Annotated in this window: 9 protein-coding genes; 8 read left to right on the top strand and 1 reads right to left on the bottom strand. The window is 56.8% G+C overall.

Annotation, left to right across the window (positions count from 1 at the left end; all coding sequences use genetic code 11):
• From Abin_RS15605 to Abin_RS04820, 6 genes are all read left to right on the top strand, one after another.
• A partial coding sequence (locus Abin_RS15605; RefSeq protein ID WP_219810479.1) for a hypothetical protein occupies positions 1-216 on the top strand: 216 nt, incomplete at its 5' end.
• Positions 180-818 (top strand): tyrosine-type recombinase/integrase, encoded by a 639-nt coding sequence (locus Abin_RS04840; protein ID WP_048845230.1) that lies wholly within the window; start codon positions 180-182, stop codon positions 816-818. The genes Abin_RS15605 and Abin_RS04840, both read left to right, overlap by 37 nt.
• 8 nt (positions 819-826) lie before the next feature.
• On the top strand, positions 827-1,165 hold the full coding sequence (locus Abin_RS04835) for a type II toxin-antitoxin system Phd/YefM family antitoxin (protein ID WP_174766870.1): 339 nt from the start codon (positions 827-829) through the stop codon (positions 1,163-1,165).
• Complete coding sequence (locus tag Abin_RS04830) at positions 1,162-1,545, top strand: type II toxin-antitoxin system VapC family toxin (RefSeq protein ID WP_048845228.1); 384 nt, start codon at positions 1,162-1,164, stop codon at positions 1,543-1,545. The genes Abin_RS04835 and Abin_RS04830 overlap by 4 nt, the downstream gene beginning before the upstream one ends.
• 331 nt (positions 1,546-1,876) lie before the next feature.
• Positions 1,877-3,247: a hypothetical protein gene (locus Abin_RS04825; protein ID WP_048845227.1), complete on the top strand. Its 1,371-nt coding sequence runs from the start codon at positions 1,877-1,879 to the stop codon at positions 3,245-3,247.
• 62 nt (positions 3,248-3,309) lie between these two features.
• The gene (locus Abin_RS04820) at positions 3,310-4,677 is read left to right on the top strand and encodes a glycoside hydrolase family 28 protein (protein WP_194301398.1); all 1,368 of its coding nucleotides are present in this window, start codon (positions 3,310-3,312) and stop codon (positions 4,675-4,677) included.
• A gap of 282 nt (positions 4,678-4,959) precedes the next feature.
• Here the strand turns inward: Abin_RS04820 and Abin_RS04815 are convergent, their stop codons facing one another.
• On the bottom strand, positions 4,960-9,021 hold the full coding sequence (locus Abin_RS04815) for a helix-turn-helix domain-containing protein (protein ID WP_255319404.1): 4,062 nt from the start codon (positions 9,019-9,021) through the stop codon (positions 4,960-4,962).
• Positions 9,022-9,111: 90 nt separating this feature from the next.
• Between Abin_RS04815 and Abin_RS04810 the strand changes: the two genes are divergently transcribed.
• Complete coding sequence (locus Abin_RS04810; protein WP_219810478.1) at positions 9,112-9,726, top strand: type IV toxin-antitoxin system AbiEi family antitoxin domain-containing protein; 615 nt, start codon at positions 9,112-9,114, stop codon at positions 9,724-9,726.
• Positions 9,723-10,652, top strand: coding sequence for a nucleotidyl transferase AbiEii/AbiGii toxin family protein (locus Abin_RS04805; RefSeq protein ID WP_048845223.1), 930 nt, complete (start codon positions 9,723-9,725; stop codon positions 10,650-10,652). Before Abin_RS04810 ends, Abin_RS04805 begins: the two co-directional genes overlap by 4 nt.
• The last annotated feature ends 105 nt before the right edge of the window (positions 10,653-10,757 follow it).

The following is a 10,757-nucleotide window of genomic DNA, read 5'->3' as shown; positions in this document are numbered from 1 at the left end:
GGAAGCGTCAATGCTGCAAAGCTCAAGGGGAGTAAGTCTGTTTTCGCCCTCATCTCGGTCAAAAGAAGAGCCGTTCCAGTTTCCGAAAAGCGGACGGTCGGCGATAATTCTCGTTATCCGCCGATGTCCTCCTCCAGACTTCTGATTGCTGCATGTGCAGCTGATCAGGAGAAAGTATCATGGAAAAGAAAACGCGTTTTCCATCGCCTACGCTGAAGGCGTCCGTGCCTTGGAATGCAGGAAAAATGGTTGGCGCCAAGCGGGCGCTCAAAGAAAAGCACGTCTGGGCTATTCGGTTCTGGCTGGGGAGCGAACAGCGTGTCAGAGACAGAGCTTTGTTTGATCTTGCTCTCGATAGCAAACTCAGAGGCTGCGATCTTGTCAGCCTTCGTATCGGCGACATCGTGACCAGTGGTCAGGTGCGCCACCGAGCCATGGTCGTCCAGCAGAAAACCCGGCGACCTGTGCAATTCGAAATTACAGAAACAACGCGGGAAAGCGTGCGGGCGTGGCTGGAACATCGAGGTGGTGGCTTGAATGAGTATGTTTTTCCAAGTCGCCTAAGCGCCAAAGCTCACCTGAGCACAAGGCAATACGCCCGGCTTCTGGATCAATGGGTTCAGGCGATAGGACTTATCCCCGGGGAATATGGAACTCATTCGCTCCGCCGGACTAAGGTTGCCATGATTTACAAACGAACCGGCAATATCCGAGCTGTGCAGATCCTGCTGGGTCATTCAAAACTGGATAGTACGGTTCGATACCTTGGGGTGGATGTAGAGGACGCTCTGGCACTGTCGGAAGCCACTGATCTCTGAAATTGAATATGCCTCAGGAATTCTCTACCTCCTCCTTGTGTGTACATGTTATGATGACACACAAGGAGGAGACCATGAGCGAGCATCTTTCAGATAACGCACCATCACCACAGAAAATCGGAGTTCGAGAGTTCCGAGGAAACCTGACAGCGTATCTGCGTCAGGTCAGACAGGGCAGCACAATCCTCGTGACGTCTCATGATCAGGTCGTTGCTGAACTGCGTCCGCCCGCTCCTTCCTATCGACCGCGTCGTCAGCCTGGAGCTCTTCGCGGGCGGATCAGAATGAGCGAAGATTTTGATCAGACACCTCCCGACGTTCTTGAAAGTATGGAACGCGACTTGTGAAGGTTCTGCTCGATACGCATGCATTGCTGTGGTGGCTTTCGGACTCCGACCGGCTGGGTGAGACTGCACGGGAGACTATTGCGGATCCAGTCCACGATATTCTGGTGAGTATCGTATCATTATGGGAGATTGCGATCAAAATCCGTATCGGAAAACTGGATGCGGATATGAACGATATTCTGGCAGCCATTCCTGAAGAAGGTTTCTCTCTATTACAAATACAGCCCGAACACCTGCAGATCCTGATGTCTTTGCCTCTGCATCATCGTGATCCGTTTGACCATCTCCTTATGGCGCAGGCGCAAGCTGAACATGCCACATTTCTTTCGGAAGACGGACAAATGGATCATTACCCCATCAAGAGAATACGCTGTTCGTGAAGCAGAAACTGCCGTCAGAACACAGCTCATATTTGACATACACACCGACGAACAGCTTTCCGCATAACGGACATGAGCCGCATGATCTCTTGCAGGCGGGTTGGGCCGATAGTGAGATTTATAATTTTAAGGTAAAATCGGGGAGATAAGCACGCGTTTCCATAAGGCGATGCTGTTTGCCGAATCCCCAGGCCTCACAGGCATGTCTCATTATTGCTTATATACGCAGAATGATGCGAAAAATCAATCAGACCGCTTTTTGAGTCAGGCTCTCGGGTAAACATGGTGTTTGCCGTTCCGCCGCAGAAAAATAGTGAAAGTCGTCGCATTTATGAACGCTGACAATCTGACAGGGCTTATCGGATATCTGAAGCAGGATCAGTGGCAATCCTGCTTTGAAGAGGTGTTGGGTGAGCATTTGGGACCGGCTTTAGAGGCGGCGGATATCAGCTTCGAAGACCTGGGAGATATCTTGGGGCAGGGTGCGGCAATGTCACTCTGGGGCTGTGCCTTCGAAGATTTCTTGGGGCAGGACTGGGATAACGAAAATTTTGTTGAGGTCTATCTGAAACGACGGGGCTGGAAAGAAGGTCCACGCAAAAGCGCTTATATGCGGGGCCTCAAAGAGGCCGTCATGAGCCTGTATGAGGTTTCGCAGATCGTGCCGGGTCAAAGCATGATGGTGCGTGACCTGTTGCGGGGTGGTGATCCCGTTCTGGTGCATGAACGCTCAGCCACACAGTCCCTGAAGCCTTGGGAGCGCATCGCGGCACGTCTTGTTCCCGAAGACGGGAAAATGGTTTTGGCAGGGAGTCTGTTGGCATATTCTCCGCAGGCTTGCGAAGATCTGGCTGAGAATTTGCGCGATGTTCTCAAGCGTAAGCGAGGTCAGGCTGAGTTTCCAAAGATCAAAACAGATGTGCTCCGTGATCTGGCTCCGGTCTTCACGCTGACCTGGCTCTTTAGAACCATGGAAAACATGGTGAGCGCCTCCGAGCCACCCGTTCTGTTTAACGGCGATGGCGAAGACCTAGTCTTTCATGACGTATGTTTTCCTCTCAGCAAGGGAAGCACCCAGAAGAGCATTGCCGAGGTTTTGAATACGATCTCCTGTTTGCAGCATGCGGGGCGCATGATCTGGAATTGGACGCGTCAGGCGGGTGACCATATTCCTGAGGCCAATTCTAAGGCAGAAGACAGCAAAGCTCAGTTTTTGAGTACGACGTTGGATGGTGGTGGTCTTGTTCTGGGGACGCTGGAACTGAAAGGCCGTCAGCTGAGATTGCAGGTCAACTCAGAAACGCGGGCTGAGCAAGGCACGGCTTTACTCCGCAACGCCTTGGGCAGTCTGATTGGATCTCCTCTGACACAGATTATGACTGCCGAGCAGGCTATAGAAGAGCAGCGGACCTCTGGCCGGGGGGACGTGCTTGAAGACGAGATCCCGCTCGAAGAAGAGGCGGAAGTTTTGGCTGCTGTTCTGGAGCAGCATTATCGCCGTGTTCTGGATGAGGTTGTTCCGGGGCTTGGGCATGTCACGCCGAGGCAGGCTGTTAAAACAGCGGCGGGGAAGAAGAAAGTCGCGGCTTGGTTGAAGCAGATTGAAGCCACGACAGCAGGCCTGGGGCTTGAGGGGGCAGGGGCCTCTTTCAGCTTTGACTGGATGTGGGAAGAGCTGGGTATCAAGGGGCTGCGGAAGTGACGGGGAGCGCTGCTCAAAAACGCAATCAGTCGGACCAAAGATGTGTTTTAGGCAGCCGCTCTATGAGAGACGCGGGGCTGATTTTAGGTGGAGTGGTCGCGGCGTTGTTGTGCACGCCCATACCCAGTCATGCCGCTTCGTCTCGCTGTAATCCTGTTACCTATGGTGCACGGCATGATGGCCGCACCAATGACGGTCCGGCCATTCAACGTGCCATTACAGCCTGTAGCGAGGCAGGTGGTGGCGTGGTGTCGTTGGCGTCAGGAACATGGTTGAGCGGTCCTTTATCTCTCGAAAACCATGTCACGCTGAATCTGGAGAAGGGAAGTATCCTTCTGGGAAGTGCGGACACGCGTCTATTCCACTGGGCCTTTCTGGGGAAAGCAGCGCAGCCCGGTGAAGCCCTTGTTTCTGCGATTGATGTTCAGGACGTGGCTATAACCGGCCAGGGCCATATTGATGGGAATGGCGCTACTGTCTGGTGGCCTCAAGCCGTGCAGGCGCACAAGACGCAGACCTCAGGTCCTTTACCTTACGGGCCAGACTATCCGGGGGTTCCTGCTGCTAATGGCCTGCCCCGCCCCTGGCTGATTGAGTTTTCGCATGTGCAGCATGGACGGATTTCAGGCGTTACGGCGACCAATTCTCCAATGTGGACGGTCGTTGTCAGGGAGTCCAGCCAGATCAAGGTCGATCATCTCACGATCCGCAACCCGGCCTCGTCTCGGAATACCGATGGTATTGATCTTGTCTCCTCGGATCATGTCACGATGAGCACTCTCGATATTGCGACAGGGGATGACAACATCGCCATCAAATCGGGTTTGACGCAGCCGGGACGAGCGGCGAGCGATATCAGCATTACACAGTCTCGCTTTGGCGAAGGGCACGGCCTGTCTATTGGCAGCGAACTGGCCAATGGTGCCCATCATATTAGAATATCTGACGTCTCGTTTAAGAACACGCTGTCCGGACTGCGGATTAAGTCTGGGCGAGATCGTGGCGGAGATATTGGCTGGATTATCGCGGAACATTTGACGATGGACCATGTTCGGGTGCCGCTGTCGATCAGTGATTATTATGCAGGGCAGCCGGGGGGAACGCAGCAGACTTTCTCGATGGCAGATCCTGCTGCTCCGGTAACATCAACGACCCCGCATATTCATGATGTCACCATTACAGATCTGACGGCGATAAATGCGGAGACTGCGGGTGTTGTGTTGGGTTTGCCCGAGGCACCGATTGAGGGGCTCACTTTGAGAAATATTCGACTGTCGGCTCGGAAAGGCCTTCAGCTTAGTCATGTTAGCGGACGTGCCTCTGGAAGCACGCTCACAGTCCAAATGCCTCCAGTTCTTCAGTGTGGATCTGGTGTGCACATGGGGGGATCAGACCTGCGCTGCCCGGATGAGAGAAGCGCTCATGGATGAGTTTTTACTTGTCATGATTGACCGTCTGTCGACTCAGAAAAAACACAGTAGACAGGCGGCAATCGCCTTCATATCGGTCATTCAGCCGGAATTCGCGGCTTCCCGAAAGCCGACTCTCCGAGAGTGCACAGAATGCATACATCTTTCGGATGCGTTTCCGCACGCTCTGCTACGATTTCGCAGCAATCCAGCAGAATGTATTATTGAGTAGCGTATCAAATTTCCTGCTATCATATCCAAAGTCTTGGTCTTCCCCAGACGGATACTTGTTGAAATCCATGACTATGATTCCCAATCTAGGCGCTCAGCGTCCTCGTCGTGGCGCTGGGCGTCCCAATCATAGCGTTCGGCCAAACCATTGAGAGCTTTTGCTGTATGAGGATGTTCAAAGCTGATCGCCTCGGCCCAAGTGCGATACTGTGCCGCAAGCACTCGTTCCTGCTCGCCGCCATCTTGTGGTAGACGGCTGGTGACGCCGCGGCGATTGCTCTTGCCAATATAGAAGCCCTCCAGCATCGGCTTGCTATGGAAGAGATCGAGCACCTCACGCACAGGTTCGGCCGGCCAGTTGCCGTCAGCCCCCATAGGCGAGGCCGAGAGCATTTGGCCGATCTTGTCGTCGGCGATATCCTGGCGGCCAACTTCCTTCGCCAGAAATCGCGCTTCCTTAACCCAGGTTTCAAGCACCTGTCCGTCGATGGTGCCGTTGTCGCGGGTTCCTGGTAGACGATCCCAGAGTGATAATAGGCGGTAGGCTTGGTTTGCTACCGCGCGAGCTTGCTCGAAATTGGCAGGTTCGGGGTCGACGATACCGCTCTCTTCGCTTGGTCGGAAAATGGCCTTTAGCATTTCGATGAACAGCGAGGGCTGCTCAGATAGAGCGCGAAGCAGGACTTTTGCCGGCCGGCGGGAGTGCTCCAGCAATTGGAGATAGTTCCACTCCAACATCACGAGCGCGTTGCGATCCACATCCTCACGTTTGTCGAGAACGCTAAGCGCTTCGGTGACGTAGTGCTGAAACATTGTGGCTTCATTACTATCGCCGTTCCCTTCGAAAGGCTCGCGCGCCGCTTCCTGCAGGGCCTCAACTAGTAGGTCGGTTGGCAGGTCTACCTTGGCGCTGCACTGGGTTAGCGGCAGGGCGTGCCGGGCGCGACCGACGTCGATCAGATGGCGGATCGCGTAGGCGACGCTCTCACGGTCTTCGTTCATCCAGAACACCGGCGTCTGTTGCCAATAGGCGGTCTCTGTTTTATCGCCGATGTTGGCCACCTGCTCCCAGGTCCAGCGGGAGATTGGGAGAGCCCGCAAGATGGTGATTACAGCGGTATCGCCCCAAGCCAGCGTCCTGGCCTTAGTGATCAGGTCAGCCCCCCAGCCTTTACCGCGGTCACAGAACGCCGCGACAATCAGCCCGTGCGCAACGTCGCGCTCGCGCAGGTCGTTGCTCCTAACGGCTGCCTCGATTAGGGCGTCAATGTCCGATGCAGGAAAACCAGCGTCATAGACAGCCTTGCCAAGGTAGCCGGGCCTCTCGGTTAGTCGGGCGAGCGCCAGTACAGAGGCTATACCCTCTTCCTTGAACAACATCCTGGCGGCTTGGATCTGAGCTGCTTCCACGTCCCGCTGACTGGCCTCCCAACCACCTGCGGACGGATTGGGCAGTTGGACGCCGTTCTGGAACAGCCAAGCCATACGCTCCAGTGGGTCCGCCGGCTCGAACCGATTATAGATCACGTCAAGCCGCTCCAGAACCGGATCGGGCAGGCGCCATTCTGCATCGGGAAACTCGCGATTGTGATGCAGAATCCTTCTCAGCTTTTCCCACATCAGATTGCGATCTGCCTTGACGGTCATATGCGGCTCGGCTCTTTCAAGTGCGTCAAGAGCCGCTTCGGGTCCGGTTCCAAGGTCGCCAATCCGGTCTAGAAGCAGAATCCAGCGCGCAGCATTGGCCCCGACATCTTCGAGAAGGCGCTGGCTGATCGCCGCAGAGCCGCGCCTGATAAGAGGCCAAGTGACGGTTTCGACTTTCTCGACCGAGAAGTCGCGCCACCGAGGCATCGGCGACGGCATTGACATGTCATGTCCTCTGGGGAGGATGCCAAGCATCAGCTTCCAAGCGGCGTCAGACTCTAGTTGCCGGATCAGGTCGAGCGCATGAAGCCGTTCGTCGAGCGTGGCGTATGTCTGCGGACTCCATAGTACGTATATCTGGCGCAGACTGTTGGCAGGACCGTTGGAATTTCGCCGCGGCTTTGTATCAATTGTATCGAGACGGGCAAAAGCGAGAGTCACGCGCGGTAGAAAAGCGGGTGACCAAGCCAGAGCTTCCATCGCCCACATCAGATCTGATAGGTGCTCAGCCCCGAAGAGGTCGTCTTCATCACGACCGAAAAGTGCGAGGATCGCTGGGTCATTCTGATCGAGACTCTCCTCGATTGCCGATAGGAAGGCGTTTGGCGACGCTTCGGCCAACAGTCGATAGTCTCGGGACAAGGACCACCATCGTTGCTGATCGGCGTTCGCCAGTAGCTTACTAACAATCATGTCGGCGCGGCGAACGGCGTCCGGCACTGTGCGAACTCGACCGCCCCACAGCGCCAGAAGGATCAGCACTTGTCCAATGCCGTGGCGGATGATGTCTGAATAGTCGCGGTTAACGCCTTTTATGGCGGCCATCCAACGCTCGTTCGGATCCATATCAAAGCGAGGATCGACCGAACCGAGAACCGCATGTGCGGCCGCTTCGAACCGCGTGATATCAATGGAGGTCAGGTGGTGGGCAAGCAAGAACCATGCGTCGGATGGTGACGCCATACGCCATGTCGAGCCGACTTTCTGCAGCGGACTGTCAAACTGGCCGACATAAGGCGTTAGAGCAGCGATGACCTGGTCGTAAGGTGCGTCGGCAAGTTCCGAAAGTCGCGCCTGGTCGGCCTCGGCATTGTCGTCCCAACCGCCGGCGAGTAGTGCGGCGAGCAGGGCGCGTGGCGGAGGCTCCTCAGCCCAATTCGGCAGTCGCCCGGGCGCGCCTGGGATCAGACGACGCAGAACGGCGAGATTTCGGGCGCTGTCGCGAGCCAGCGCTCGGGCGCGAGGTTCGGCGATCCCAGCAGCCTGCAGCGCGCTGGCTATGCCCTCCCGCGATGGTCGCTCAAGAGTGCGCAGCTCGCCCCGTGATGTGAACCCTTCATCGTAGGCTTGCAGCACGAAGTGGCCCTTGCCGACGAGGCTGCGCGCTACGCCGGGGTCCGGCTCTGTAAGGATCAGGATCAACGGCGCAGGCGCATTGGCCAGCGTGCGCGCCGCTGCTGCTGTGGTCACCACCAGACAACGCGCACGGTAGGCCGAGGCCATGTCATCAGGAAGCTCGTTAAGCGTGGCGTGAAAGAAGCCTACGACTTCATCGGATGTGGTGGCCTGCAGCGACAAGACCGAGGGCTCAGAGCGAAGCCAACGCAGCACCTCGGCGGCATCCTGGTCGCGGTCGCTGAGCACCAAGTCTTCGGTGATCGGCCATTGGGTAGCAAACGACCATTCTTCCCAGACCTCGTCCAACTCCCGAGTTCCCAGCGGCCGTTTGTTGAGGCGGGTAGCGAGCCACAGGCCAACAGCCGGGGTTTGCTCGATCCAATGCACTAGATCGTCAGCGTCGTAGACGCGGACCTCGCGCCAGGGGCCGGCAGAGGTTTGTGTGCGGGCCCATTCGTCTTTTTGTGGCCAGTGATGCAAGGTGACGAAAATGTAGGCCGATACGGCGGGATCCAGCGGCGCAGGTTCGGTGGTGCGCTTGGTATAGTCCTTGGTTATCTTTTGAGAGATATTGGTGCGTTGAGCACTTAACTCCCAACCTGCCTTTCCCAGAGGAACATAGTCGCTACCAACGTCCGTGATGGTAAGCCCGTCCCACCCCGAGTGACGCACGCCACCATCTGAGGGAAAGCGGAGATGTATGGCGCTACCATGCGTGGCACGTATCAGAAAGGCAAGGAGGGTCGGCAGGCTGACGGGCCCGTCTGTCCGCCCGGCCCAAGCTGCGAGGTCATCCGTGTTGACCCACCGCACGGGTGTTCCTGGCCGGTTGGATGGGGTGAGCATCGAAATGGGAGGGCCTATGACGGCTCCCGTCGGCAGAAAGCGTATGCCGGCCGTCTCAAGGGCGTCCCGAATAGCCTGGGCGTTGTTTGCTACCGGTGTCCGTGAGCCGCGCTCAAAGTCGGCGACGGTTGAAGTTGCGACCTTGGCGGCTTTAGCCAAATCTCGCTGCGACCAAGCCAGCAGCGCGCGCGCAGCACGAATGTGCTTTGGAGTGAGATTTGGCGAGGGACTGGACTGCGTCATGATCATATGAAATATATGACATCAGGCCAAATTCCTCAACTGTTATCTTTTGGTGATAATTTATACTGTTTGCCGACAATAGGTAACATTATGCCCGAACGTCATATGACTTATCGCGATCTCGCTCTTAACCTGGTTCGGAAGAGGGGGATTGCGCGCGCGCGGGATCTGAAGGCGGCTGGCATTCCACTCGTATATCTGAAGCGTTTGACCGACGCTGGCGATCTGGTCCGCCTTGGACGTGGTCTCTATCAGACGCCTGATCGCATGGGCGAGGATATCGCCCATGACCTTGCCGAGGCTGCGCGCCGTGTTCCAAACGGTGTAGTGAGTTTGCTGAGCGCCCTTCGCTGCCACGAGTTGACAACGCAACTGCCGCACGCAGTCTGGATGACCATTCCCCACAAGGCTCGTTCGCCCGGTCCTAGTGGCGTGCGTCTTGAGATCGTTCGTGCCACCGGAGAGACTCTGACAGCCGGGGTCGAGTACATCGACGTCGAGGGCGTTAAGGTGCCAATCTACGGTGTCGCCAAAACCGTAGCTGACTGCTTCAAGCATCGCCGCCACGTTGGCGAGGATGTGGCGATCGAAGCTTTGCGCGATGCTCTGCATCAGTGCAAGACCACCCCCAGCGAACTCATGAAATTCGCTGCCGTTGACCGGGTCGCTGCTCGGATGGCGCCCTATATCAAGGCTATGCAATGACGGAAAAGGTCGTAAAAAATCCCGCTGCCTCGATCCGCGCCAAGCTGCTCGCCCACGCTAGGCAACACAACGATGATTTTCAGCGAGTGCTGACGCGCTACGCCATTGAGCGGCTGCTGTTCCGCCTAAGCCAGACTGAAGCGGCCGAACGCTATGTAATCAAGGGCGCGATGCTATTCGTGACTTGGCCCACGCACGTCTTCCGGCCGACCGGCGACCTCGATTTGTTGGGACAGGGCGACCCGGCCCCCGTTGCCCTGATGGAGCTGTTCACCCGCATCTGTCATGTCGAGGTCCCCGTCGACGGGATTGTCTTCGATCCGACAACGTTGAAGATCGAGCAAGTCCGCGAAGCCGACAAGTACCAGGGCGCCCGCCTGAGCCTGAGAGCCCACCTAGAGAACACCAAGATCCCGGTGCTGGTCGACATCGGCTTTGGCGACCATGTATACCCGGATCCCAAGCGCGAGAACTTCCCGAGTTTGCTGCCCGGCCTGCCCCAGGCCAGCATCCTAATGTATCCGCCCGAAACGGTGGTCGCCGAAAAGTTTGAGGCGATGATCCGTTTCGGCGAGGCAAACGGTCGGATCAAGGACTTCTACGACATCTGGGTCACGGCGCGGACCTTCCCGTTCGATCTGGCCAATGTAGTCGAAGCGATCCACGGGACGCTTCGCCGCCGCGAGACGGCCATCCCGAGTGAGATGCCGGTGGCGATGACCGACGCCTTCGCGGTCATCGCCGAAGAACGCGGATTATGGTCTGGCTTCCTGCGCCGGACGCCTCCCGCATTGGAACCGCCCTCGTTTTCTGACCTTCAGTCGGAGCTGCGAAATTTTTTTGGTCCAATGATTGCAGCTCTGAGCGTCCCGGAAGGCGCCCGAGGTGCCTGGGATCCAGACGGTGGGGTCTGGCTCAATCGTTAGAGCAATTCCGGGGTCCAATCGGGGATCATCTTGGAGGTGATAGCGGATCCTGTTTCATGCCGCTAATTGGCAATGAATGCCCGTTCCTGGAGTAGAGCGGCCAGC

This window comes from Acetobacter indonesiensis, from assembly GCF_000963945.1.
In the GTDB taxonomy this organism is placed as follows: Bacteria; Pseudomonadota; Alphaproteobacteria; order Acetobacterales; family Acetobacteraceae; genus Acetobacter; species Acetobacter indonesiensis.
Note: the sequence above shows the minus strand (reverse complement) of the source record. Positions and strands in the feature narration are given on the sequence as shown.